The organism is Streptomyces sp. NPDC087901 (genome assembly GCF_044742205.1).
GTDB lineage: Bacteria > Actinomycetota > Actinomycetes > Streptomycetales > Streptomycetaceae > Streptomyces.
On sequence record NZ_JBIUUC010000001.1, the window covers coordinates 562,961 to 588,192 of the forward strand.

General features: G+C 71.6%; 20 protein-coding genes. 9 read left to right on the forward strand and 11 right to left on the reverse strand.

The window, feature by feature from the left end; all coding sequences use genetic code 11:
• Positions 1 to 12 precede the first annotated feature (12 nt).
• The 3 genes from nirD to ACIOEW_RS02430 are packed head-to-tail and all read right to left on the reverse strand — an operon-like array spanning position 13 to position 4,194.
• Positions 13 to 384 (reverse strand): nitrite reductase small subunit NirD, encoded by a 372-nt coding sequence (gene nirD / locus ACIOEW_RS02420; protein ID WP_362540937.1) that lies wholly within the window; start codon positions 382 to 384, stop codon positions 13 to 15.
• Complete coding sequence (gene nirB / locus ACIOEW_RS02425) at positions 384 to 2,978, reverse strand: nitrite reductase large subunit NirB (RefSeq protein WP_401960603.1); 2,595 nt, start codon at positions 2,976 to 2,978, stop codon at positions 384 to 386. The genes nirD and nirB overlap by 1 nt, the downstream gene beginning before the upstream one ends.
• 1 nt (position 2,979) lies before the next feature.
• A complete protein-coding gene (locus tag ACIOEW_RS02430) occupies positions 2,980 to 4,194 on the reverse strand; it encodes an NAD(P)/FAD-dependent oxidoreductase (protein WP_401960605.1) in 1,215 nt (404 codons plus the stop codon).
• A gap of 182 nt (positions 4,195 to 4,376) precedes the next feature.
• Between ACIOEW_RS02430 and ACIOEW_RS02435 the strand changes: the two genes are divergently transcribed.
• A complete protein-coding gene (locus ACIOEW_RS02435; protein WP_401960606.1) occupies positions 4,377 to 5,165 on the forward strand; it encodes a sulfite exporter TauE/SafE family protein in 789 nt (262 codons plus the stop codon).
• A 60-nt stretch (positions 5,166 to 5,225) separates the two neighbouring features.
• Here ACIOEW_RS02435 and ACIOEW_RS02440 read toward each other — a convergent pair whose 3' ends face one another.
• From ACIOEW_RS02440 to ACIOEW_RS02455, 4 genes are all read right to left on the reverse strand, one after another.
• On the reverse strand, positions 5,226 to 5,849 hold the full coding sequence (locus ACIOEW_RS02440) for a class F sortase (RefSeq protein WP_401960609.1): 624 nt from the start codon (positions 5,847 to 5,849) through the stop codon (positions 5,226 to 5,228).
• A 114-nt stretch (positions 5,850 to 5,963) separates the two neighbouring features.
• Positions 5,964 to 6,797: a hypothetical protein gene (locus ACIOEW_RS02445; RefSeq protein WP_401960612.1), complete on the reverse strand. Its 834-nt coding sequence runs from the start codon at positions 6,795 to 6,797 to the stop codon at positions 5,964 to 5,966.
• A 405-nt stretch (positions 6,798 to 7,202) separates the two neighbouring features.
• Complete coding sequence (locus tag ACIOEW_RS02450) at positions 7,203 to 7,664, reverse strand: DUF5990 family protein (RefSeq protein WP_362541398.1); 462 nt, start codon at positions 7,662 to 7,664, stop codon at positions 7,203 to 7,205.
• Between the two features lie 79 nt (positions 7,665 to 7,743).
• The gene (locus ACIOEW_RS02455) at positions 7,744 to 8,544 is read right to left on the reverse strand and encodes an aminotransferase class IV (protein WP_401960614.1); all 801 of its coding nucleotides are present in this window, start codon (positions 8,542 to 8,544) and stop codon (positions 7,744 to 7,746) included.
• An 87-nt stretch (positions 8,545 to 8,631) separates the two neighbouring features.
• Between ACIOEW_RS02455 and ACIOEW_RS02460 the strand changes: the two genes are divergently transcribed.
• Together ACIOEW_RS02460 and cutA are read left to right on the forward strand one after the other, a co-directional pair.
• Entirely contained in the window at positions 8,632 to 9,255 is a 624-nt protein-coding gene (locus ACIOEW_RS02460; RefSeq protein WP_401960617.1) for an NADPH-dependent FMN reductase, read from the forward strand.
• Between the two features lie 67 nt (positions 9,256 to 9,322).
• Positions 9,323 to 9,661, forward strand: a complete 339-nt coding sequence (cutA, locus tag ACIOEW_RS02465) for a divalent-cation tolerance protein CutA (protein ID WP_362540958.1) — start codon at positions 9,323 to 9,325, stop codon at positions 9,659 to 9,661.
• On the opposite strand, the gene ACIOEW_RS02470 is transcribed toward cutA, so the two are convergent.
• Both ACIOEW_RS02470 and ACIOEW_RS02475 read right to left on the reverse strand, forming a co-directional pair.
• On the reverse strand, positions 9,613 to 11,763 hold the full coding sequence (locus tag ACIOEW_RS02470) for a molybdopterin oxidoreductase family protein (RefSeq protein WP_362540961.1): 2,151 nt from the start codon (positions 11,761 to 11,763) through the stop codon (positions 9,613 to 9,615). The genes cutA and ACIOEW_RS02470 overlap by 49 nt on opposite strands.
• 107 nt (positions 11,764 to 11,870) lie before the next feature.
• Positions 11,871 to 12,638: a vancomycin high temperature exclusion protein gene (locus ACIOEW_RS02475; RefSeq protein WP_401960620.1), complete on the reverse strand. Its 768-nt coding sequence runs from the start codon at positions 12,636 to 12,638 to the stop codon at positions 11,871 to 11,873.
• A gap of 119 nt (positions 12,639 to 12,757) precedes the next feature.
• Between ACIOEW_RS02475 and ACIOEW_RS02480 the strand changes: the two genes are divergently transcribed.
• The 6 genes from ACIOEW_RS02480 to ACIOEW_RS02505 all read left to right on the forward strand — a co-directional run bounded on the left by ACIOEW_RS02480 (position 12,758) and on the right by ACIOEW_RS02505 (position 21,358).
• Positions 12,758 to 13,573, forward strand: coding sequence for a Cof-type HAD-IIB family hydrolase (locus ACIOEW_RS02480; protein WP_401961513.1), 816 nt, complete (start codon positions 12,758 to 12,760; stop codon positions 13,571 to 13,573).
• A gap of 135 nt (positions 13,574 to 13,708) precedes the next feature.
• A complete protein-coding gene (locus tag ACIOEW_RS02485) occupies positions 13,709 to 14,650 on the forward strand; it encodes a sirohydrochlorin chelatase (RefSeq protein ID WP_401960622.1) in 942 nt (313 codons plus the stop codon).
• 36 nt (positions 14,651 to 14,686) lie between these two features.
• Positions 14,687 to 16,015 carry a deoxyguanosinetriphosphate triphosphohydrolase gene (locus ACIOEW_RS02490; protein WP_401960623.1) on the forward strand — a complete coding sequence of 443 codons (1,329 nt, stop codon included), beginning with the start codon at positions 14,687 to 14,689 and terminating at the stop codon, positions 16,013 to 16,015.
• 256 nt (positions 16,016 to 16,271) lie between these two features.
• Complete coding sequence (locus ACIOEW_RS02495; protein ID WP_401960625.1) at positions 16,272 to 17,531, forward strand: NAD(P)/FAD-dependent oxidoreductase; 1,260 nt, start codon at positions 16,272 to 16,274, stop codon at positions 17,529 to 17,531.
• Positions 17,532 to 18,056: 525 nt separating this feature from the next.
• A complete protein-coding gene (gene dnaG / locus ACIOEW_RS02500; RefSeq protein ID WP_362540973.1) occupies positions 18,057 to 19,961 on the forward strand; it encodes a DNA primase in 1,905 nt (634 codons plus the stop codon).
• A gap of 248 nt (positions 19,962 to 20,209) precedes the next feature.
• Positions 20,210 to 21,358 (forward strand): RNA polymerase sigma factor, encoded by a 1,149-nt coding sequence (locus ACIOEW_RS02505; RefSeq protein ID WP_362541407.1) that lies wholly within the window; start codon positions 20,210 to 20,212, stop codon positions 21,356 to 21,358.
• Positions 21,359 to 21,408: 50 nt separating this feature from the next.
• Here ACIOEW_RS02505 and ACIOEW_RS02510 read toward each other — a convergent pair whose 3' ends face one another.
• Together ACIOEW_RS02510 and ACIOEW_RS02515 are read right to left on the reverse strand one after the other, a co-directional pair.
• Positions 21,409 to 23,340, reverse strand: coding sequence for an ABC transporter ATP-binding protein (locus ACIOEW_RS02510; RefSeq protein ID WP_362540976.1), 1,932 nt, complete (start codon positions 23,338 to 23,340; stop codon positions 21,409 to 21,411).
• Entirely contained in the window at positions 23,340 to 25,073 is a 1,734-nt protein-coding gene (locus tag ACIOEW_RS02515; RefSeq protein WP_401960628.1) for an ABC transporter ATP-binding protein, read from the reverse strand. The genes ACIOEW_RS02510 and ACIOEW_RS02515 overlap by 1 nt, the downstream gene beginning before the upstream one ends.
• Positions 25,074 to 25,232: the final 159 nt, after the last annotated feature.

The window sequence follows — 25,232 nt, forward strand, 5'->3', positions numbered from 1 at the left end:
AACGGGCCGGGATCAGTCGGCGCGGACTTCGAAGACCGGCACCGAGACCTCGTCGTCGTCCAGGCAGGCGCCCGTCGCCAGGTCGAAGCGCTGCTTCAGCAGCGGCGAGGCGACGAACGGCTGCCCGCCCTCCGATCCGACCAGCCCGCGCGAGAGCACGTACGCACCGGTGAACGGGTCGCGGTTGTCGATCGCGTACGCCCGCCCCGCCCGGTCCACGAACAGCGCGACCTGCCGGCCGTCCGGGAGGAGTGCGGCGACTCCGCGGCCCGGCGTCAGCAGCGCGCGGTCGCAGACCGTGAGCCAGTCGTCCCCGGCGGCGAGCCGGATGACCCGGGTGTCCTGCGCGGTCTCCATCGTCCCGTTCATCGTCTGGGTCGTCATCAGGAGGCGGTCCCTTCAAGAGTGCGGATGGCGAGAACCGGGCCCGCGAGGATGTCCAGGTCGGGCTTGACCTGGTCGCGTTCCGGGACGAACTTCACCGACGGGTCGGGTGCGTCGGGTGCGTTGACGAAGGTGACGAAGCGGCGCAGCCGCTCCGGGTCGTTGATGGTCTCGGCCCACTCGTCGCGGTAGCCGCGGACGTGGTCGGCCATCAGCCGCTCCAGCTCGTCGCAGAGCCCCAGCGAGTCGTGGACGACGACGTCCCGTACGTGCTCCAGGCCGCCCTCGATCCGGTCCAGCCAGGTCGAGGTGCGCTCCAGCCGGTCGGCCGTGCGGATGTAGAACATCAGGAACCGGTCGATGAGGCGCACCAGTTCGGCGTCGGACAGGTCCTGGGCCAGCAGGTCCGCGTGGCGCGGGGTGGCACCGCCGTTGCCGCCCACGTACAGGTTCCAGCCCTGGGCCGTGGCGATGATCCCGAAGTCCTTGCCGCGGGCCTCGGCGCATTCACGGGCGCAGCCGGAGACCGCCGACTTCAGCTTGTGCGGGGAGCGCAGGCCCCGGTAGCGCAGCTCCAGGTCGATCGCCATCTTCACCGAGTCCTGCACGCCGTAGCGGCACCAGGTCTGCCCCACACAGGACTTGACCGTCCGCAGCGACTTCCCGTACGCGTGCCCCGACTCGAAGCCCGCGTCGACCAGCCGGGTCCAGATCAGCGGCAGCTGGTCGACGCGGGCGCCGAACAGGTCGATCCGCTGACCACCGGTGATCTTGGTGTAGAGACCGAAGTCACGGGCCACCTCGCCGATCACGATCAGCTTCTCCGGGGTGATCTCGCCGCCGGGGATGCGCGGCACGATCGAGTAGGAACCGTTGCGCTGGAGGTTGGCCAGGAAGTGGTCGTTGGTGTCCTGCAGCGCCGCCTGCTCGCCGTCCAGGACGTAGCCGCTCGCACCGACCGTCGGCGCCAGCGAGGCGATGACCGAACCGACCGTCGGCTTGCAGACCTCGCAGCCGTCGCCACCGCGCGCCGCCTCACGGCCGTGCGAGTCGAGCAGCTCGGCGTACGAGGTGATTCCCAGGGTGCGGACGATCTCGTACAGCTCGCTGCGGGTGTACGAGAAGCAGCCGCACAGGCCCTTGTCCTGGCTCTGCGGGAGCAGCTGGCCGATGACCTTGACGCAACTGCCGCAACCGGTACCGGCCTTGGTGCACTTCTTCACCTCCGGCAGCGTGGTGTGCTCGCAGATCGCGCCCTTGGTGACGTTGTGGCAGGAGCAGATCACGGCTTCGTCGGGCAGTGAGGAGGGGCCGAGGGTGACCGGGCCGCCCGCGCCGGCCGGCAGCACCAGCTGCTCGGGGGCGACCGGCAGGACCGTGCCCGTCATCGGGCGCAGCGTGCCGTACTGGTCGGCGTCGCCGATGAGCACGCCGCCGAGGAGCGTGCCGTCCTGGCCGATCACCAGCTTCTTGTAGACGCCCGAGCGGGAGTCCGCGTACACGACGTCGAGGCAGCCCTCGGCGGTGCCGTGGGCGTCACCGAAGGACGCCACGTCCACACCGAGGAGCTTCAGCTTCGTCGACAGGTCGGCGCCGGTGAACGCCGCCTCGTTGCCCGCGATCACGGCGGCGGCCGTCTGCGCCATCTCGTAACCGGGGGCCACCAGGCCGTACACCCGGCCGTCCGAGGCCAGTGCGCACTCGCCGATCGCGAAGACCGCCGGGTCGGAGGTGCGGCACTCGTCGTCGACGATGATGCCGCCACGCTGGCCGACCGCCAGACCGCAGTCCCGGGCCAGCTGGTCGCGGGGCCTGACACCGGCCGAGAAGACCACCAGATCCGTGGCGAGCGACGAGCCGTCGGAGAGCGACATCCCGTTCACCGAGCCGTCCTCGCCCGAGGTGACCTCCTGGGTGCCGACGCCCGTGTGGACGGTCAGGCCCATGTTCTCGATGGTGCGCAGCAGCGCCGCGCCACCGCCCTCGTCTACCTGGACGGGCATCAGCCGGGGCGCGAACTCCACCACGTGGGTGTCGAGTCCGAGCCCCTTCAGCGCGCCCGCCGCCTCGAGACCGAGCAGTCCGCCGCCGACGACCGCGCCGGTCGTCGCCGTCTTCGCGTACTCCTCGATCGCGAGCAGGTCCTCGATCGTGCGGTAGACGAAACAGCCCTCGCTGTCCTTGCCGGGGACGGGCGGGACGAACGGGTAGGAGCCGGTGGCCAGCACCAGCGTGTCGTACGTGAAGGTCTCGCCGGAACGCGCGGTGACCGTGCGCGCCTCGCGGTCCAGGGACTCGGCCGGGTCACCGATCCGCAGCTCGAAGCCGTGCTGCTCCATGAAGCCCTGCTCGACCAGCGACAGGTCCTCGGGGGTCTTCCCCGAGAAGTACGAGGTCAGCTGCACCCGGTCGTAGGCGGCGCGGGGCTCCTCGCAGAGCACGACGACCCGGGCGGTGCCGGCAGAGGCCGTCAGCCCGCGGTCGGCGAGGGCCTCCAGGAAACGCTGGCCGACCATTCCGTGCCCGACGACCACGATGGTCGGCACGGCTGCTGCGGTGGAGGTGTGGGCGGTCGGGAAAGTGGACACCGGCATCTCAGAAGCCTCCGTCGTTGGTGAGCAGGTGGAGCAGGGACGTTTCGGCGGGGAGCGGTTCGTCGTCCTGCCAGGTGCGGGCCAGGGTGCCGACCGCGGCGAGATCGCCGAGCAGCACACCTCCCGCCAGCCGGTCGCCGCGGACGACGACCGTGCGGTACGCGCCCCGGGTGGCGTCGGCCAGCCGGATCACGTCGTCGCCGGGCAGCGGCCGGGAGTCGCCGAAGGCGGCGAGATCGAGCGATCCCGTACCGGGGTCGGCCGGGCCGTTCAGGGTCAGCCGGGTCAGGGCCCGGGTGCCGTCGTACCGGGCGGGCCGGCCGGCCAGCACCTCGGCGAGCACATCGGCCTGCTCCAGCGCCGGGCCCGCGAGCCCGTACACGGTGGAGCGGTGCTCGGCGCAGTCGCCGACGGCGTGGATGTACGGATCGGAGGTGCGCAGCTCGTCGTCGACGACGACACCCTTGCGAACCTCCAGGCCGGCCGCCTGCGCGAGGCCTGTCCGGGGGCGCACCCCGCAGGCCAGCACGGTGATCTCGGCCGCCAGCTCGTAGCCGTCGGCGAGCTCCACGGCCCGCACCGCGCCGTCGGTGCAGCGCAGCCCGCGGACCCGGCACTCGGTGTGCACCTCGACGCCGAGCGACTCCAGATGGCGCCGCAGCAGCCCCGCCGACTCCGCGTCCAGCTGCCGTTCCATGAGGTGCTCGCCCTGCTGGGCCAGCACCACCTGGGCGCCGCACTCGGCCAGCGCCCGGGCCGCCGAGACGCCGAGGAGACCGCCGCCGATGACGACCGCGCTCACCCCCGGCCGCACCGAGGCGCGCAGCGCCAGGCAGTCGTCGAGGGTGCGGAACGCGTGCACCCCGTCCGGCATCGTGTTCCCGAGTCCGCGCAGCGGCGGGAGCACCGGGTTGGAGCCGGTCGCCAGGACCAGCCGTCCGTAGCGCACGACACTTCCGTCGTCGCAGTGCACCAGCCGGTCGGCCCGGTCGATCCGCACCACCCGCACCCCGCGCCTGACCTCGGCCGGGGGGAGCGCGATCACGTCCGCCGGATACCGTCCGGCCAGCACCTCGGCCAGCAGTACCCGGTTGTAGGGGGCGTGCGACTCCTCGCCGATGACGGTGACATCGGGCACCTTGGCGGCGAGGCGTGCGCCCGCCATCCCGGCGCCGATCACCACCACCTGCGCCGTGTTCTCCGTCCGTGTCCTCATGACTGGAAGCGTGACCGGGGGGTGTTACCCGTCCGGATCCCCTCTGTTTCCCGGGAGGAACCTTGCGCTCAGCGCCGGCGGAGGGCGCCTGTGAGGGCCGGACGGGGCGCCGAGCTCAGAATTGGCTCAAGAATTCCGGGACGGTTGGACGCGACACGTACCGTTTCCTTAAGGTCGCGATCATGCCTGACATATCCCTGACCACCCTCGTTGTGCTGTGCCTCGCCGCGGCAGCGGCGGGCTGGATCGACGCGGTGGTCGGGGGCGGCGGACTGCTTCTGCTGCCCGCGCTGCTGCTCGGCCTGCCGCACGTCCCGGCTGCCCAGATCCTCGGCACCAACAAGGCGGTCGCCATCGTCGGCACGTCGGGCGCCGCCGTCACCTATGCGCGCAAGGCGCCGGTGAAGGTCGGCACGGCGCTGCGGATCGGGCTGGCGGCGCTGGCCGGCTCGATGACCGGAGCCTTCTTCGCCGCCGGGATCAGCAGTGAGGTGCTGCGCCCGGTGATCATGGTGGTACTGCTGGCCGTGGCCGCGTTCGTGATGCTGCGGCCCCAGTTCGGCCGGTCCGCCGAGGACGGCACGGCGCCCCGGGTCACCCGGGCCCGCACCGTCACCGCGATCGTCCTGGTGGGCGGCGGCATCGGGCTGTACGACGGGCTGTTCGGGCCGGGCACCGGCACCTTCCTCGTGCTGGCGCTCACCGCGGTGCTCCACCTCGACCTGGTGACGGCCTCCGCCACCGCCAAGATCGTCAACGTCTGCACCAACGGCGGGGCCCTGGCGATGTTCGCCTACCAGGGCAACGTGATGTGGCAGCTGGCCGCGCTGATGGCGGTGTTCAACCTGGCGGGCGGCCTGTTCGGGGCGCGGATGGCGCTGCGCAAGGGCAGCGAGTTCGTCCGCGGGGTGCTGCTGGTGGTGGTCTTCTCGCTGGTGGCGAAGCTCGCGTTCGACCAGTGGCAGGCTTGAACGGGGCAGGCTTGAACGGGGCAGGCTTGAACGGGGCAGGCCTGAACGGGGCAGGGCCCCTCAGCGCACGCCGGTGAGATGGGCGTACGCCACCACGTTGCCCTCGTAGCCCGTCGCGTCGGAGAACCCGCCGCCGCAGGTGATCAGGCGCAAGGAGGCGTGCTCCGAGGCCCCGTACACCCGCCGGTCGGGGAAGTCGTCGTTGTCGTACACCTCGATCGCGTCGACCGAGAAGACGGCGGTGCGGCCGTCCTGGCGCAGCACCTCGACGGTGCTGCCCTTCTTCATCGTCCCCAGGTCGTAGAAGACGGACGGGCCCTGGGCGTTGTCGACGTGACCGGCGACGATCGCCGTGCCCTTGGCGCCGGGCGGCGGGCCGTCCCTGTACCAGCCGACGATGTCGGTGTTCCCGGCCGGCGGTACGTCGAGGCTGCCGTCCGGTCCCAGTCCGAGCCGCATCATCGGGGCGTCGACCCGGATGGCGGGGATGGTGATGCGGACGGGCGCCGAGGGCCGGAGCGGCTCGGCGACCGGCGAGCCGGGCAGCAGTCCGGGACCGGCGGCGAAGGAGTCGGCGGAGGCCGGGGCAGGCGGGGTCAGCCGGGTGTCGGAGCCGTTCCGGATCAGCCAGAGACCGGCCAGCGCCGCGACGACGAGCAGCCAGCCCTTGGCCTTCTGGGACACGGTCGTCCTCCGGGTGACGGGGGCCGGGACGGGCCCGGGTGAGAAGGGTCCCGTCCCGGTGGCGCGAAGCCACCGGGACGGAATCCGGGCGGTACGGAGAGGTGGAAGTCTCCGTCAGCTGTCGTCCTGCGTGCCGCTCGCCCGGCGACGCAGGAGCCAGGCTCCGCCGACGGCGGTCGCGGCGAGAACGCCGGCTCCCGCCGCGATCTGGGTGGTGTCCGGTCCGACGCTGCCGCCGATACCGGTCTTCACATGCCCCGTGGGGGCGGTGGGCGCGGCCGAGGTGTGGTGGCCGGAGGGGGTTTCGTAGTCGCCGGACGAACTGTCGTGCCCGGACGAACTGTCGTGCCCGGCGGAACTCTCGTGCCCGGAGGGGCTCGGGCGAGCGGTGGGGGTGCCACGGCCGGGGAGCGCGGGGGCATCGGGCACGAGGGCCGAACCGGAAGCCTCGGCCTCGTCGAGACCGGTGGTGTCGTACTCCTCGGAGTCGTAGAGGTCCGTGGGCAGACCGGCATCGGCGGGGGAGTCCGTGTCGGAGGACCCCGCGGCGCTGTCGTTGCCGTCCTTGACGGTCGTACTCGCCGCCTTCACCTCGATCTCCCCGGTGGCCTGCTTGCCGTTCTCGCAGGCCACGTCGATGCTGTACGGCCCCGGCTCGATGTTGCCCGGCACCCGGAACGAACCGGCCAGGACCTCCTTGAGAGTGGCCGGCGCCAGTGCGAACTGCGAGGCGTCCAGGGAGCTCGCGTCCCCCGTGGCGCCCGTGTCGCCGCCGCAGGCGGTGGTGTTCACGGTGACGGTGGCGCCCGGGGCCGCACTCGCGGGAGTGATCTCCAGTGGCGCCGCTTCGTCCCCGTACGCGGACGGGGCGGCGGCACCGAGGCCGAGCGCGGCAGCGGCGAGAGCCGCGGCGGCGGTGCCGGTCACGAGGCGAGCAGGACTGCGCATGGGGGGTTCCTCCGAGCGGGGACGGCGCTGGCTGGTGTGTCCTGGTTCCGAGCTAACGGCCGGGCCGCCACCCATGCCTGCTGACACCGGGTCAGCTTTCACCCGATCGGACCGGCGCCGCCTCCTTGCCACGCCCCATGCGTGCAGGTCACAGCGGTGATGGTGGGGGAGAGGGGTGGCCCTTCGGTGTCCGGTGCCGATCGGGTGACGGCCCACCGGAGGGAAAGTGGCGTACGTCACATGCATGACCCGGGTGTCGCCGGGCACACGATGCTCACCCCCCACGGGACGGTGCGCACGCCGCCCCCGGCCGCCGCCCTCACCGGACCCACCCCCCCTGGGCCCGGTGAGGGCGGTTCGTCCTGTGCCGGAAGGCGTCCGCGTCCTGTGCCGGAAGGCGTCCGCTCAGGCGGGCGCGTCGGCGGACCAGGTGATGACGGGGGGCCGGATCCGGCCGCACAGTGGCTGTCCCGCGGTGTCGGAGAGCGGCAGTCGTGCGGTGAGGTGCCCCGAGCGCGCGGCCGCTTCGAGGGTCTCCGCGTCGATGTCGGAGAACATCAGCTTGGCCCGCCGGAACATGGAGAACAGCCCGTCCGCGTCGACCGTGCCCCACGACAGGTAGACGAACCGGCCGCCGAGCCGGTTCTGCACGAACGGCCCGCTCGGCTCGACACCGTCCGGGCCGTCGGTGGTGGTGCAGTCCAGGGTCCAGTGGGCGGCCGGGGCGTCGCCGGGGTGCAGCCCGAGGAGTTCGCCCGGCCGGTCCTTGCGCTGCACGCCCACGTGGATGTTCTCGCGGCCGGGGAAGTCGCCGCCGGGCCCGCAGGTGCGGCCGGGCAGCCGCGATCCCTCGATGTGGATCTGCATGGGCGACGGCGGTCCTTCGGCGGGGGTCTGCATGGGGACATGGTCCACCCCCGCGGCGGGCCGCCGGCCGCCCAGGGGGTCAGACGGTGTCCCAGGAGGCCGTCCCGTACGCAGCCGCCAGCCGCTTCATCAGCTCCTCGTCGACCGTGAACACGGTGTCGTCGACGCGGGCGACCGGGGCGATGCCCTGCGAGTTGGTGACGAACGCGGACCGGTAGGTCCCCAGTCCGTCCTTCGTCACCGGTCGGCGTACCGAGCGCACGCCCGCGCCGGGCAGCTCCTGTTCCAGGAGCGCCATGGTGATGCCCAGCAGTGCGGGTGCCTGCGGCCAGATCACCGAAGCACCGTCCCAGAAGCCGATGTTGGTGATCGCGCCCTCGGTCACCGCGCCGTCCGGAAGGGTCAGCAGCGCGTCGTCGAAGCCGGCGCGGCGGGCGAGATCCCCGTAGTACGTCTGGCCGAAGTCGCCGGGGCGCTTGAGGTGCGGCGCGGTGCGCGCGTACGGGACGGACATCAGGCCGACCGGCTCGGGGCTCATCCGGGCCGGCCCGCGCACCGTGACCATGACGGTCGTCCCGGCGGCGCCCGGCGGCCGCAGTCCGTGCACCCGCACCGAGGCGTCCGCCGCTCCCGCGGCCCGCAGTGCGTGCCGGATCAGTTCGCGTACCGGGTCGCCGTCCAGGGGGAGTTCGAACAGCTCCCGGTTCGCGGCATCGAGCCGCTCCAGGTGAAGGCCCAGGCCGCGTACCCGGCCGCCCCTGACCTGCATGGCCGTGAAATGGCCGTAGGTGAAGAAGGCGGCCGCCCGCAGATCGTCCTCGGTGGCCGGATGTCCGTCGAACTCGGCGTAGGGGAGTGGTGCGGCTGCTGGAGTCGTCATGCCGTCCACGGTATGCCGACACGCGCGGAGGGAAGGCGGGCGGTGACCGCTTGACCTCAACCATGGTTGACGTACGAGTCTCCTCGCATGGACCTCATCACCGCCGAATCCACGGCCACCGCTCTGTCCGGGACCACCCCTCTGAAGGTCGCGGTCATCCTCGCCAGCAACCGCGAGGGCCGGTTCGCGCCCGTCGTCGCCGACTGGTTCCTCTCCCGTACCGGCAGCCACCCAGGCATCGAGACCGACCTGGTCGACGTCGCCGCACTCGACCTCCCGACCGCCCTCACATACAGCCACGGACCCGAGGACCGGGCCCGGCTGGCCGAGGTCTCGGGCCGGCTGGCGGACGCCGACGCCTTCGTCGTCATCACCCCGGAGTACAACCACTCCTACCCGGCCCCGCTCAAGAACCTCATCGACTGGCACCGCGCCGAATGGCAGGCCAAACCCGTCGCCTTCGTCTCCTACGGCGGGGTCTCCGGCGGTCTGCGCGCGGTCGAGCACCTGCGCCAGGTCTTCGCCGAACTGCACGTCGTATCGATCCGCGACACCGTCTCGTTCCACAACGCCGGCGCCCTCTTCGACGACGAGGGCAGGCACCGCGACCCGGTCGGCCCCGACGCCGCTGCGAAGTCCCTCCTGGACCAACTGATCTGGTGGGGGCGGGCGCTGAGGGACGCCAGGGCGGCCCATCCGTACGGCGGCTGACTGCGCCCCGGCAGCGTGGGCCCGACAATCGGGAGCAGGACCCGCTGCCGATCCGAGGAGACCGAAGGTGACCACGCCCGCATGGCTGACCGTACTGACCACGACGGACAGCGAGGAGAAGGCACAGCTCCTGGCGCAGGGCGCGGTGGAGGCGCGACTTGCCGCCTGCGTACAGATCTCCGCGCCCGTCACCTCGGTCTACCGCTGGCAGAACGCCATCGAGACCACCGAGGAATGGCAGCTGTTCCTCAAGACGACGGCCGAACGGTACGACGAGCTGGAGGCGTACCTCCAGGAGGCACACGACTACGACACCCCGGAGATCATCGCCCTGCCGGTGCTCCGGGGGAGCGCCCGCTACCTGGGCTGGGTCTCCGCGGAGACGGCCCCGGTCACCTCGCTCTGAGCGGGACCGGAGTCCGGGACGAGCGCCTCCAGCCGCACCGCGCAGACCTTGAACTCCGGCATCTTCGACACCGGGTCCAGGGCCGGGTTGGTCAGCGTGTTGGCCCGGCCCTCACCCGCCCAGTGGAACGGCATGAACACGGTGTCCTGCCGGATCGCCACGGTGATCCGCGCGGGCGCCACCGCCCGGCCGCGGCGTGAAGTGACCGCCACCGGATCGCCCTCGGCCACCCCGATCCGCTCCGCGAGCCGGGGATGCAGCTCGACGAAGGGCCCCGGGGCGGCAGCGTTCAGCTCCGCCACCCGGCGGGTCTGCGCCCCCGACTGGTACTGGGCGACGACCCGTCCGGTGGTCAGCACCACCGGGTACTCCGCGTCCGTCTCCTCGGCGGACGGCCGGTGCGTGACGGGCACGAACCGGGCCCGCCCGTCCTCCGTCGCGAACCGGTCAAGGAACAGCCGCGGCGTACCGGCGTGCTCCGTGTCCGGACACGGCCAGAAGACCCCGTCCTCGGCGGCGATCCGCTCGTATGTGATGCCCGCGTAGTCCGCCGGGCCGCCCGCCGAAGCCCGGCGCAGCTCGTCGAACACCTCCTCCGGGTCTGCCGGGAACCCCTTCCCGTGCCCGAGGAGCCCGGCCAGTCCGTGCAGCACGTCCAGATCGCTGCGGACGCCCTCGGGCGCGGTGACCGCCCGCCGGCGCAGCAGCACCCGGCCCTCCAGGTTCGTGGTGGTCCCGGTCTCCTCGGCCCACTGCGTCACCGGCAGCACCACATCGGCCAGCGCTGCCGTCTCCGACAGCACGACATCGGCGACCGCGAGGAAGTCCAGCGACCGCAGCCGCTCCTCCACATGCCCCGCGTGCGGCGCGGACACCACCGGATTCGAGCCCATCACCAGCAGTGCCCGCACCTCGGTGCCCAGCGCGTCGAGCAGCTCGTAGGCGCTGCGCCCCGGCCCCGGGAGCGAGTCGGGGTCGACCCCCCACACCCCGGCGACATGGCGGCGCGCCGCCGGGTCGGTGAGCTTGCGGTAGCCGGGCAACTGGTCGGCCTTCTGGCCGTGTTCACGACCGCCCTGGCCGTTGCCCTGCCCGGTCAGGCAGCCGTAGCCGGACAGCGGCCGGCCCGCGCGCCCGGTGGCCAGGGCGAAGTTGATCCAGGCGCCGACGGTGTCCGTTCCCTTCGCCTGCTGCTCGGGGCCGCGCGCGGTCAGCACCATGCCGCTCTCCGCCTCGCAGAACATCTCGACGGCCGCCCGCAGTTGCGGCACCGGAACGCCGGTCAGCCGCTCCACCAGCTCCGGCCAGTGGGCCATCACCCCGGCCCGTGCCTCGTCCCAGCCGCTGGTGCGCTCCCGTACGAAGTCCTCGTCCACCCGCCCCTGCGACACCACCAGGTGCAGCATGCCGAGCGCGAGCGCAAGATCGGTGCCGGGCCGGGGTGCCAGATGGAGGTCCGCCTGCTCGGCGGTCCTGGTGCGGCGGGGATCGATGACGATCAGCCGGCCGCCGTTCTCCCGCAGTTCGGTCAGGTAGCGGAGCGCGGGCGGCATCGTCTCCGCGAGGTTCGAGCCCACGAGGATCACGCATCCGGTGCGCGGGATGTCCTCCAGCGGGAACGGCAGTCCGCGGTCGAGACCGAAGGCCCGCTGATGCGCGGCGGCCGCCGACGACATGCAGAACCGCCCGTTGTAGTCGATCTGCGAGGTGCCGAGCACCACCCGGGCGAACTTTCCGAGCGCGTACGCCTTCTCGTTGGTCAGCCCGCCGCCGCCGAACACTCCCACCGCGTCGGCCCCGTGCTCCGCGCGCGTCGAGCGCACCCCGTCGGCGATGCGGGCCAAGGCCTCGTCCCAGCCGGCCGGCTCCAGTTCCCCGCTCACCGTGTTGCGCACGAGGGGGCCGGTCAGCCGCACAGCGGAGGAGAGCACGGCGGGCGCGGAACGGCCCTTGCCGCACAGTGCGCCCCGGTTCACGGGGAAGTCGGTGCGCTCCTCCACCTCGACGACCGCGTCCCCGGCGACCGGGCGCAGGCTCATGCCGCACTGCAGCGCGCAGTACGGGCAGTGGGTCGCGGTGGCGGCAGTCGCGGTGCTGGTCATGACCCCAGACTGCGAGGCGGGTGTTACGCGGGTGCCCGCTCCCGGTTACGCCGCCGGTACGCGGACCTCAGCCTGCCCGCCCGGCGGCCGTGAGGTGCGCCGCTCCGTCACCGGCCGTCCGCCGCGAGGGCCTTCGCCACCCCCGGCTCCCGGGGCCCCAGGAAGTGCGGATCCGGTTCGAACAGGGCGTCCAGGGCCGCCTTCCCCGCCGCGAACACCTCCCGCGTACCGCCGTAGTACCAGGTCGCATCGTGTACGGCATCGACCCCGACGCCGTACACGTCGATCCCCGCCGCCCTGCACAGTGCGATCGCACGCCGGATGTGGAACCCCTGGCTCACCAGCACGGCCCGCTCGACGCCGAAGATCTTCCTGGCCCGCACGCACGAGTCCCAGGTGTCGAAGCCGGCGAAGTCGCTGACGATCCTGCTGTCCGGCACCCCGTGCGCGACCAGGAACGTGCGCATCGCGTCCGGCTCGTCGTACTCCACCCGGCTGTTGTCACCGGTCACCAGCACGACCTTCACCTTCTTGTCCCGGTACAGCCCGGCCGCGGTCCGCAGCCTGTTCGCGAGATACGGCGACGGCTTGCCGTCCCACAGCCCCGCGCCGAACACCACCGCGACCTGCTGCGCGGGCACGTCCGCCGCCGTCCTGACCCGGGCGTCGGCGACCGTGTGCATCCAGGTGGCCGGAGCCAGCGCCAGCACACAGGCGACCATCACCCCCTGCACGGCAAGGCGCCGCCCCCGCCGGGTCCGCGGCAGCCGAGGCCGTAGCCGGGCGGCGGCCGTCCTCAGCCGCGGCCGCAGCCGGGCTGCCCCGCTCCGCAGTCGTGCCCGCACCGCCCGTCCGCCCTGTGGCTTCAGCCGCATCGGAGCCCCCTCTTCCCTTTTGTCCTGTGTCGTGCCGTCCCCTATGACAGGACGAGCGGACAGCCGAAAGGGTTCTCCGTGACGGCCGTCGGTAGCATCGGCCGATGTTGCTCCCACGGCTGATCGCGTCCGATCTGGACGGCACCCTGCTCCGTAACGACGGAACCCTTTCCCCGCGCACCTTGCGGGCCCTTCGCACGGCCGAGGACGCCGGCGCGGAGATCGTCATCGTCACCGCCCGGCCGCCCCGCTTCGTCGACCGGCTCGCCGAGGCCGCCGGCCTCGCGGGCACGGCGGTCTGCAGCAACGGGGCGCTCGTGTACGACATCGCGAGCCGCACCGTCGTCGCCTCCCGCGTCCTGCCCCTGACCACCGCCCAGCGGGTCGCCACCGCCCTCGCCGCCACGCTGCCCGAGATCGGCTTCGCCCTGGAGACCGGCAACCAGGTGCTGTACGAACCCGCCTACCGGCTGCGCATGTCCGAGGACATCGGCGCCGAGCTCCCCGTACCCTCCCTCGCCGACCTCTGGCTCACCGAGGCCCCCGTCACCAAACTGCTCGCCTGGTCGGACCGGCTCGACGCCGACACCCTGCTGGCCGCGGCCCGGCAGGGCGCGGGCAGCGAGGTGCAGCTCACCCACTCGGGCGGGCGCGGACTGCTGGAGATCAGCGCGCCCGGTGTCACCAAGGCCGGCACCCTGGAGGTGCTCTGCACCGCACGGGGCATCGACGCCACCGAGGTCATCGCCTTCGGTGACATGCCCAACGACCTCACCGTCCTCGCCTGGGCGGGCACCGGTTACGCGATGGCCAACGCCCACCCGGCCGTACTGGCCGCCGTGCCGACGCACACCGCCACCAACGAGGAGGACGGCGTGGCCGACGTCCTCGAGCGGCTGTTCGCCGGCCAGGTCCGGCCCGAGGCCGCCATCTGACAGCGGGCAGGGCCCCGGGACGGTCCGGCCCGGGGCGGTCGGCTGACAGCGGGCAGAGGCTTCCGGTGAGACTGCGGAAAACGCCTGTGACCGGCGCGCAACGACGCGGCAACCTGCGCCCGGCACCATCGGTCCATGACGGAGCCGGCACCGGAACGTCCCCAGGAGTCCCTGTCCCTCGACAGCACGGCGCAACTGTTGACCCGTATCACCGCACAGCTAGGCACCCAGCTCAGCCTTGTCTCCCTGAACGGAATCCGACGGCCCATGGACCGCACCCCGCAGCAGCCCCCGCAAAGCAACGTGAGCCCACTGATGCCCGCCGCCCCCGCACTCGTCGCCGTCGCGCACGGCAGCCGGGACCCGCGGGCGCTGCACACGGTGACGGGACTCCTGGACCGGGTGCGGGAGCTGCGGCCGGGGCTCGACGTCCGGCTCGGTCACATCGAGCTCAACGCACCCCTCCTCCCGCAGACCCTGGACGAGCTGGGGAGCGGTGAGGCGGTCCTCGTACCGCTGCTGCTGGGCCGCGGGTACCACGTGAAGCAGGACATCCCGGACGCCGTGGCCGGTGCCGCGGCCCTGCGAGCCCGCACGGCCGGCCCCCTCGGACCGCACCCGCTGCTCGTCGAGGCGCTCCACGGCCGGCTCACCGAGGCCGGCTGGTCGGCCGAGGACGACGGGAACCGCAACAGCGCCGTGGTCCTGGCCGCCGCCGGTTCGCGGGACCCCGAATCGACCGCCGACACCCGCCGCACCGCGCGCCTGCTCAGCGAACGGCTCGGCGGGGTGCCCGTCGTACCCGCGTACGCCTCCGCCGCGACGCCCACCGTCCCGGCCGCACTGCGCGCACTCGCCGCCCGCGGCCGCCGACGGGTCGCCGTCGCCTCGTACTTCGCCGCCCCCGGACGCTTCGCCTCGGCCGCTGCGGCCGATGCGACCTGGATCGCCGCCGCTCCGCTCGGCGCCCACCCGGCCATGGCACGCCTGCTGCTCCACCGCTACGACCAGGCACGGGCGGGCGGCGCACCGGCGCACGAAAACCTGATGAACACACGTTTCCTGGCCTCTGCCTGAGCTCTCCTGTCAGTCCGGCGGATTAGTGTCGGTCTCATGAACGGCACGGACGGCACGGACAACGCGTACGGCACACAGGACCCCGGCACGGCCCCCTATGGCGCCGCCGACGCCGAGCGCTGGGACACCGAGCCGGACAAACGGCCGGGCCGCACCGCCTTCCAGCGCGACCGCGCCCGGGTGCTGCACTCCGCCGCCCTGCGCAGGCTCGCCGGGAAGACCCAGGTCGTCACCCCGGGCACCCGCAGCCACGTCTGGGACGCCAGCCCGCGGACCCGGCTCACACACTCGCTGGAGTGCGCCCAGGTCGGCCGCGAGCTCGGCGCCGCACTCGGCTGCGACCCCGACCTGGTCGAGACGGCCTGCCTCGCCCACGACATGGGCCACCCGCCCTTCGGACACAACGGCGAACAGGCACTGAACGACTTCGCCTCCGACTGCGGTGGTTTCGAGGGCAACGCCCAGTCGCTGCGGCTGCTGACCCGGCTCGAACCCAAGCGGTTCGTGCCCGACACCCGCACCGGTGAACTGGTCAGCGTCGGGCTCAACCTCACCCGCGCCGCACTCGACGCCGCCACCAAGTACCCCTGGCCGAGAGGCGCCCACCCCACCGACCCCGGCTCGCCCAAATTCGGGGTGTACGAGGACGACCTGCCGGTCTTCCACTGGTTCCGCCAGAGCGCCCCGCGGGACCGCAAGTGCTTCGAGGCCCAGGTGATGGACTGGTCCGACGACGTGGCGTACTCGGTCCACGACTTCGAGGACGGGCTGCACGCCGGGCACATCGACCCCAACTGCCTCGACGCCGAGCCGGAGCGCCAGGAGATCTGGGCCGTCGCCATCGGACGGTACGTTCCCGCGGACACCGATCCCCAGGAGCTGTCCGACGCGCTGGACCGCCTCATCGGCCAGGACTGGTGGCCGCACGGCTACGACGGATCGGCCGTCGCGCAGGCACGGCTCAAGGACGCCACGAGTCAGCTGATCGGCCGGTTCTGCCTCGCTGCCGAGAGCAGCACCCGGCAGGCGTACGGCACCGGACGCCTCGGCAGATACGGCGCCGAGCTCGTCGTCCCCCGCGAGGCGCGCAACGAGTGCGCGGTCCTCAAGGCGGTCGCCGACCGGTACGTCATGCAGCGCGCCGAACAGGAGGCGATCCGCGCCGACCAGCGGATCGTCATCGCGGAACTGGCCGCGGCCCTGACCGCCCGCGCACCGGAAGGCCTGGAGCCGCACCTGCGCGCGCTGTACGAGGCGGCCCCCGACGACCGCGCCCGCAAGCGGGTCCTGGTCGACCAGATCGCCGCCCTGACCGACGCGTCGGCCCGCAGCCTGCACCACTGGCTCACCGCACGCCGCGGCTGAGGGGCACGTCGGCGGGCCCCCTGGGGCGCGGCGGTGACGGGCGGCGAGTCGCAGGTGGTCTGCTGGTGTACGAACCGCGTTGCGCAGGGGCACGGGGACCGCCCGCGTATCCCTGCTCCCCGGTGTGCGGGCGGTCCGGCACACCGGCCCATGACCACTGGGCGTGACCTGATCGGGTCACACCCTCTTTCGCCATCACGCTGCGTGCGGGACGCTCGCAGTTGGCGCCGCGCAGCAAGCACCGAGGAGGCATCAAGTGGTCGACGCACATCGGACGTTCGTCATTGTCGGCGGAGGACTGGCCGGAGCGAAGGCAGCGGAGACGCTCCGGTCGGAGGGTTTCAGCGGGCGGGTCATCATGATCGGCGATGAGCGGGACCACCCCTACGAACGCCCGCCGCTCTCCAAGGGGTACCTGGCCGGGAAGGAGGACCGCGACAGCGTCTTCGTCCACGAGACGGCCTGGTACGCGGGGGCCGACGTCGAGCTCCACCTCGGCCAGCCCGTCACCGCGCTGAACCGCGAAGCCCGCTCGGTGGAGCTCGGTGACGGCACCGTCATCCACTACGACAAGCTGCTCCTGGCCACCGGCGCCGAACCGCGCCGCCTCGACATCCCCGGCACCGACCTGGCGGGCGTCCACCATCTGCGCCGCCTCGCCCACGCCGATCGGCTGCGCAACGTGCTGGCCGCACTCGGCCGCGACAACGGCCATCTGGTGATCGCGGGCGCCGGCTGGATCGGCCTGGAGGTCGCGGCGGCGGCCCGCGGATACGGGGCCGAGGTCACCGTCGTCGAACCCGAGGCGACCCCGCTGCTCAAGGTCATCGGCCCCGAGCTCGGCCAGATCTTCACCGACCTGCACAGCGACCACGGCGTCCGCTTCCACTTCGGCGGGCGCCTCACCGAGATCGTCGGCCAGGACGGCATGGTCCTCGCGGTCCGCACCGACGACGGCGAGGAACACCCCGCCCACGACGTCCTCGCCGCGATCGGCGCCGCCCCGCGAGCCGCGCTGGCCGAGGCCGCCGGTCTCGACATCGCGCCCCGCGCCCAGGGCGGCGGCATCGCCGTCGACGCCTCGCTGCGCACCAGCGACCCGCACATCTACGCAGCCGGCGACGTCGCCAACGTGGCCCATCCGCTGCTCGGCACCCGGCTGCGGGTGGAGCACTGGGCGAACGCCCTGAACAGCGGGCCCGCGGCGGCCCGCGCCATGCTCGGCCAGGACGTCGCCTACGACCGGGTGCCGTACTTCTTCTCCGACCAGTACGACCTCGGCCTCGAATACTCGGGCTGGGCGCCGCCGGGCAGCTACGACCAGGTCGTGATCCGCGGCGACGCGGGCAAGCGCGAGTTCATCGCGTTCTGGCTGAAGGACCACAAGGTGCTCGCCGGAATGAACGTGAACGTGTGGGACGTCACGGAGACCGTGCAGGAGCTGATCAGGGCCGGGCAGCCGGTCGACCCGGACGCCCTGGCCGACCCGTCGGTGCCGCTGGAGTCCCTGATCTGACCGGTTACCCCTGTCCGGGGCGCGGGGTTCCGTCCTCAATCGCCGGACGGGCTTGCTTGTGCGGGTGTCCCCGTGGGGGTTCGCCGTTCCCCGGTGGGTGGGGGTCCGGGGCCCCTCCGGGGTGTCTCCTCAGACGACGAACGTTCGGCGGGTACGCAGCCGGGCCCGGGTATCTGTTCGTCGTCCTGCGGGGACTCCCCTGCACGGCCCCGGACCCGGCCGCCCTGCGTCTGCGGCAGTCGTCCCACCGGCGTGCAGACGCGAGTGATGCAGGGTGGGGGCGTGCAGGGGGGTCCCCGCAGGAAATGGCGTACGACCCGGGTTCATCACGGTCCCGGGTGCACACGCCATTTCTGAGGAGACGCCCCGGAGGGACCCCACCCCCACCCACGGGGTGAAGCGCCCCACGGGGGACCCGCACCCAAGCCCGTCCGGCGCTTGAGGACGGAACCCCGCACCAAGGACAGGGGCAATCTCACCGCCCGCCCGGCCGAGGTTGTCGTAGCGCACCCGTAGACTTCACTCGTGGCAGGCAGGATCAATGACGACGACGTGAAGGCGGTCCGGGACGCGGTCCCGATCGACGCCGTCGTTTCCGAGTACCTCCAGCTGCGCAACGCCGGCGGTGGAAACCTCAAGGGCCTGTGCCCCTTCCACGACGAGAAGTCCCCCTCCTTCCAGGTCAGTCCGAGCAAGGGTCTCTTCCACTGCTTCGGCTGCCAGGAGGGCGGCGACACGATCGCCTTCGTGCAGAAGATCGACCATCTGACGTTCTCGGAGGTCGTCGAGCGGCTCGCGGCCAAGGCGGGCATCACCCTGCGGTACGAGGAGGGCGGGTACAACCCCTCCCACCAGCGCGGTGAGCGGATCAGGCTGGTCGAGGCGCACAAGGTGGCCGCCCAGTTCTACATCGAGCAGCTGGACGGCCCCGAGGCCGAGATCGGCCGCAAGTTCCTCGCCGAGCGCGGCTTCGACCAGTCGGCGGCCGAGCACTTCGGCGTCGGCTACAGCCCCGCGGGCTGGGACCACCTCACCCGCTATCTGCGCGGCAAGGGCTTCAGCGACAAGGAACTGATCACCTCCGGCCTCTCCCAGGACGGCAGGCGCGGCCCCATCGACCGCTTCCGCGGCCGGCTGATGTGGCCGATCAGCGACACCTCCGGCGACATCGTCGGCTTCGGCGCCCGCAAGCTCCGCGACGACGACAACGGCCCGAAGTACCTCAACACCCCCGAGACGCCGATCTACAAGAAGTCCCAGGTGCTGTACGGCATCGACCTGGCCAAGAAGGACATCGCGAAGTCCAGCCGGGCCGTCGTCGTCGAGGGCTACACGGACGTGATGGCCTGCCATCTCGCCGGGGTCACCACCGCCATCGCGACCTGTGGCACGGCGTTCGGCGGCGACCACATCAAGATCCTCCGCCGCCTCCTGATGGACAACGGCAGCGCCCGGGTGATCTTCACCTTCGACGGTGACGCGGCCGGCCAGAAGGCCGCCCTGCGCGCCTTCGAGGACGATCAGAAGTTCGCCGCCGAGACCTACATCGCGATCGCCCCGGACAACATGGACCCGTGCGACCTGCGCCTCGCCAAGGGCGACGAGTCCGTCCGTGACCTGGTCGAACCCCGCACCCCGCTCTTCGAGTTCGCGCTCCGCCAGATCGTCGCCCGCTACGACCTGGAGACCCCGGCGGGCCGTGCCGCCGCACTCGACGAGGCGGCCCAGGTCGTCGCCAAGATCAAGACGGGCAGCGTGCAGCGCGAGGTCGCCGTCCAGCTGGCCGGCTTCGTCGGCATCCTGGACCAGGAGTACGTCGTGCACCGGGTCAACCAGCTCGCCCAGTGGGCCCGCGGCCGGGGCGACCGGGGACCCGCACCGGGCACCCGCGGCGGCTCACGGCGCCAGGAGGTCCAGGCGCCCGCCGCCGCCCCCTCGGGCCCCGCGCTCAACCTCCGCAGCCCGGCCCACCGCACCGAGCGCGAGCTGCTCAAGCTCGCCCTGCAGAAGCCCGCCCTGGTCTCCCCGGCGTTCGACGCCTACGGGATCGACGAGTTCACCGCCCCGCCCTACGCCGCTGTCCGCCAGTGCATCGCGGAGGCGGGCGGCGCGGAGCTCGGCGTCCCCGACACCCGCGAGTACCTCGTCCAGGTGCTCGACGCGACCCCCAACGACACGGTGCGCAAACTGGTCACGGAGCTGGCGGTCGAGGTCTTCCACGGCAAGTCCATCGACGAGGCGTACGCGGGCGAGCACCTGGTCAAGGTCCGCCTGCGCGCCGTCGACCGCCGGATCAACGACGTCCAGGGCAGCCTCACCCGCCTCGGCAGCAACGTCGCCCCGGACCACCTGGCCGCCGCACAGAACGAGGTCTGGGTCCTCCAGCAGTACTCCCAGTCCCTGCGCAACAACGGCGCCGACGCGCTCTGACGCTCTCCGGCCGCGCTCTGACCCCCTCCGGCCGCACCCTGCGGTAACCGCCCGGTCACGGACCGGACTCAGAAAGTCCCCGCACGCCCCTCGTGGCAGCTGTGTGTCGTACCCCACACTGGGTGGCGGTGCCGGACCGGCCGGTGATCGGGGGACGCCGCCCCCGGTCACCGGTCGGCCCGATTCATCGGAGCGCGGCCGGCCCGCCGAACGGTGGTCCTCCGTCCCCGCGTTCCGGCAGCGATCACCTGGAGGTCGCCCCCGTGCAGACCCGGACCGTGACCGAAACCGAGCGTGTCCCGGCCATCCCCGCGCAAACCCGGGCCGTGCATCATCCCGAGGCCGCAGCGGACCCGCCGACACCCCTGCCCGCCGCCCAGAACCCGCCCGAAGCGCCACCGGACCCGCCCGAACCGCCCGAGGCCGTCATGGAGGAGTCGGACCACCCCGAACCGCCGGAGCCGCGCAGCCGCCCGGACACCGGCGGCCCGTCGTCCGACCTCTTCCGCCAGTACCTCCGCGAGATCGGCCGCATCCCGCTCCTCACCGCCGCCGACGAGGTGGACCTCGCCCGCCGCGTCGAAGCCGGCCTGTTCGCCGAGGAGCGCCTGGCCCGCACACCGGACCCCGACACCCGGCTGGCCGTCGATCTGGACCGGCTCGTGGTCATGGGCCGGATGGCCAAGCGCCGCCTCATCGAGGCCAACCTCCGCCTCGTCGTCTCCGTGGCCAAGCGCTACGTCGGCCGCGGACTGACGATGCTGGACCTGGTCCAGGAGGGAAACCTCGGACTGATCCGGGCGGTCGAGAAGTTCGACTACGCCCGCGGCTACAAGTTCTCGACGTACGCGACCTGGTGGATCCGGCAGGCCATGTCCCGCGCCCTCGCCGACCAGGCGCGGACCATCCGGGTCCCGGTCCACGTCGTCGAACTGATCAACCGCGTCGTCCGGGTCCAGCGCCGGATGCTCCAGGAACGCGGCTACGAGCCGACCCCCGAGGAGGTCGCCGCCCAGCTCGACCTGACACCCGAACGGGTCGGTGAGGTCCTGCGCCTCGCCCAGGAACCGGTATCCCTGCACGCCCCGGTGGGCGAGGAGGACGATGTCTCGCTCGGCGACCTGATCGAGGACGGGGACGCCGCGTCCCCCGTCGAGTCCGCCGCTTTCCTGCTGCTGCGCGAACATCTGGAAGCTGTGCTCTCGACCCTCAACGAGCGCGAGCGCAAAGTGGTCCAGCTGCGCTACGGGCTGGCCGACGGGCGGCCGCGCACGCTGGAGGAGATAGGACGGATATTCGGCGTGACCCGCGAGCGCATCCGGCAGATCGAGTCCAAGACCCTCAACAAACTGCGGGACCACGCCTTCGCGGACCAGCTCCGCGGCTACCTGGACTGACGCGCACACGCACACGCGTACGGGCCCGGGCAGCCGCGGAGGGGGTACCGCTAGTCGACCTCGGCGACCGCCTGCGCGAACTGTGCCGCGTACAGGCGGGCGTACGCGCCCTTCGCCTCCAGCAGTTCGTCGTGCGTGCCCTGCTCGACGATCGACCCGTTCTCCATCACCAGGATGACGTCGGCATCCCGGATGGTGGAGAGCCGGTGCGCGATCACGAAGCTCGTACGACCGTGCGCGAGACCGGCCATCGCCTTCTGGATCAGCACCTCGGTACGCGTGTCGACGGAGCTGGTCGCCTCGTCGAGCACGAGTATCACCGGGTCGGAGAGGAACGCCCGCGCGATGGTGATCAACTGCTTCTCGCCCGCACTGACGCCCGAGCCCTCGTCGTCGATGCGCGTGTCGTAACCGTCGGGCAGGGTGCGGATGAAGCGGTCGGCGTGAGCCGCCCGCGCCGCCTCCTCGATCTGCTCACGGGTGACATCGCCCGAGGCACCGTAGGCGATGTTCTCCGCGATGGTCCCGCCGAACAGCCAGGTGTCCTGGAGGACCATGCCGATCCCCGAGCGCAGGTCGTCGCGCGACATCTTCGCGATGTCGACACCGTCGAGAGCGATCCGGCCCCCGGTCACCTCGTAGAACCGCATCAGCAGATTGACCAGCGTCGTCTTGCCGGCGCCGGTCGGGCCGACGATCGCGACCGTGTGGCCCGGTTCGACGCTCAGCGAGAGGTCCTCGATGAGCGGCTTCTCCGGGTCGTAGCGGAACGACACGTTCTCCAGGGACACGCTTCCGCGCAGCTCCCCGGGGAACTCGGCCTCGCCCTTCGCCGGGTCGGCGTCCTGCTCATCGGAGTCCAGCAGCTCGAAGATCCGCTCCGCCGAGGCCACCCCGGACTGCACCAGGTTCGCCATCGAGGCGACCTGGGTCAGCGGCATGGAGAACTGCCGCGAGTACTGGATGAAGGCCTGCACGTCACCGATCGACAGCGCGCCGGAGGCGACCCGCAGCCCGCCCACGACAGCGATCAGCACGTAGTTCAGGTTCGACACGAACATCATCAGCGGCTGCATGATCCCGCTGTTGAACTGCGCCTTGAACCCGGCCTCGTACAGCGCGTCGTTCTGTTCGGCGAAGTCCCGCGCCGACTCGTCCTGCCGCCCGAAGACCTTCACCAGGGTGTGCCCGGTGTACATCTCCTCGATGTGGGCGTTGAGCTTGCCCGTGACCTTCCACTGCTGGACGAACTGCGGCTGGGAGCGCTTGCCGACCTTCGTCGCCACGACCACCGACAGCGGCACCGTCACCAGCGCGATCAGCGCCAGCAGCGGCGAGATCCAGAACATCATCACGAGCACGCCGACGATGCTGAGCAGCGAGTTGATCAGCTGCCCCATCGTCTGCTGCATCGTCTGCGAGATGTTGTCGATGTCGTTCGTCGCCCGGCTCAGCACCTCGCCGCGCTTCTGCTGGTCGAAGTACGACAGCGGCAGCCGCGACAGCTTCGTCTGGATGTCCTCGCGCAGCTGGAACACGACCCGGTTGATCACCCGGATCGACAGCCGCGTCGACACCAGCATCAGCAGCCCGGCACCGACGTACACGGCCAGCGCCACCAGCAGCGCCTGGCCGATCGCGTCGAAGTCCATGCCCTGCCCCGGGGTGAAGTCCACCTTGGAGAGCATGTCGGCCAGACCGCTGTCGCTGTTGCGCAGGCCCTCGACGGCCTGCTCCTTCGTCGTCCCCGCGTCCATTCCCCGGCCGACGACACCGGCGAACACCAGGTCGGTGGCCTTGCCGAGGATCTTCGGGCCGACCACCGAGAGCGCCACACTCAGCGCGACGGCCACCAGCATCACGTACAGGGTGGCCTTCTCCGTCGCGAAGCGCTTCAGCAGCCGCTTCGACGAGCCCTTGAAGTCCATGGACCGTTCGGTCGGCGCCCCGCCCGCCATCATCCGTCCACCAGGCCCGGCCATTACGCGGCCTCCGCTTCCGTCAGCTGGGAGAGAACGATCTCCCGGTATGTCTCATTGCCTTCCATCAGTTCGTGGTGGCTGCCGGAACCGACGACGCGGCCCTCGTCCAGCACCAGGATCCGGTCGGCGTCGCGGATGGTGGACACCCGCTGCGCGACGATCACCACCGTCGCCCCCCGGATCTCCCGCAGCAGCGCCGCGCGCAGCGCCGCGTCCGTGGCGTAGTCCAGGGCCGAGAAGGAGTCGTCGAAGAGGTAGATCTCCGGCTGCTGCACCAGCGTCCGGGCGATCGAGAGCCGCTGGCGCTGCCCGCCGGAGACATTGGTGCCGCCCTGCGCGATCGGTGCGTCGAGCCCCTGCTCCAGTTCCTCGACGAACTCCTTGGCCTGCGCGATCTCCAGCGCGTGCCACAGCTCCTCGTCGGTCGCGTCCGGGTTCCCGTACCGCAGGTTCGTCGCGACCGTCCCGGAGAACAGGTACGGCTTCTGCGGGACCAGGCTCACGGTCTTCGCCAGCAGGACCGGATCCAGTGTTCGTACGTCCGTCCCGTCGACCAGCACCTGGCCGTCCGTGACATCGAACAGCCGGGGTACGAGACCGAGCAGCGTCGACTTCCCGCTGCCCGTCGACCCGATGATCGCGGTCGTCTCGCCGGCCCGGGCCACCAGGTCCACCGAGCGCAGCACCGGTTCCTCGGCACCGGGGTAGCGGAAGTCCGCACCGCGTACCTCCAGATGACCGTGGACGCGCAGCTCCCGTACCGGCTTCACCGGCGGCACCACGCTGGATTCGGTCTCCAGGACCTCCTGGATGCGCTCGGCGCAGACCTCGGCGCGCGGCACCATCATGAACATGAAGGTGGCCATCATCACCGACATGACGATCTGCATCAGATAGGAGAGGAACGCGGTCAGCGCGCCGATCTCCATCCCGCCGCTGTCGATCCGGTGCGCACCGAACCAGACGACGGCGATCGACGACACGTTCACGACCGTCATCACGGTCGGGAACATCAGTGCCATCAGCCGGCCCGTGGACAGCGCCACGTCCGTCAGCTCGGTGTTGGCGCCCCGGAAGCGCTCTTCCTCGTAGCCGTCGCGCACGAAGGCACGGATGACCCGGTTGCCGGTGATCTGCTCGCGCAGCACCCGGTTGACCGTGTCGAGCCGCTCCTGCATCGTCCGGAACAGCGGGCGCATCTTCCGCACGATGAGGCTCACCGCGATGCCGAGGACCGGCACCACCGCGAGCAGCACCGCGGACAGCGGGACGTCCTGGCCGAGCGCCATGATGATGCCGCCGACGCACATGATCGGAGCCGACACCATCAGCGTGAACGTCATCAGGGCCAGCATCTGGACCTGCTGCACGTCATTGGTCGTACGGGTGATCAGTGAGGGCGCACCGAACCGGCCGACCTCACGCGCGGAGAACGACTGCACCCGGTCGAAGATCGAGGCCCGGACGTCACGGCCGAGGGCGGACGCGGTGCGGGCCCCGATGTAGACGGCCCCGATGTTGCAGACCACCTGGGCGATGCTGACGACGATCATCACGCCGCCGTACTGGATGATGTAGCCCGTGTCCCCCTGGACGACACCGTTGTCAATGATGTCCGCGTTCAGGGTGGGCAGATAGAGAGTGGCACAGGTCTGCAGCAGCTGGAAGACGACCAGCAGCGCGATCGGTTTCTTGTACGGACCGAGATAGGCCCGCAGGAGTTTTATGAGCACGCGTGTCTCTCGGGGTCGGCGAGGTCGGGGGTCGACTCATCTTCGGACACCGCCGCCCGGGACCGCGAACGTTTTAATTCAAGTCCAGGTAAAAAAACGGACCGGGTCCATAATTTTCGGGTCCGGGCCCCCGGAAGGCCCGGACACGTTGCCGAAGCA